Genomic DNA, 263 nt, shown 5'->3' on the forward strand with positions numbered 1-263 from the left:
ATAATATGATGTTCTTCTATCCACAAATTGTGATGTGAATTTTTTATCTGATACTGACTTAAATATATCTGTAAATAAGAATTCTCTAGATGAATCAACATTTATAGAATGTATTTTATTAACATCCTTAGCGTTCTCTAAATATTTAAGTACTATTGGTCTATTTGTTGCCAAACCAACGCCAGAAGATAGTAAATACACATTTTTACTTTCTCTTTTTAGTGGAATATTTGAATGTGTTTTAAAAATTGCTACTTCCTGTC

The 263-nt window shown here is 27.0% G+C and carries 1 pseudogene; it reads right to left on the bottom strand.

The window, feature by feature from the left end:
- A pseudogene (locus ACSBRB_RS10705) lies at positions 1–263 on the bottom strand (dihydropteridine reductase); the annotation flags it as partial.

This window comes from Staphylococcus auricularis (genome assembly GCF_051172115.1).
In the GTDB taxonomy this organism is placed as follows: domain Bacteria; phylum Bacillota; class Bacilli; order Staphylococcales; family Staphylococcaceae; genus Staphylococcus; species Staphylococcus auricularis_A.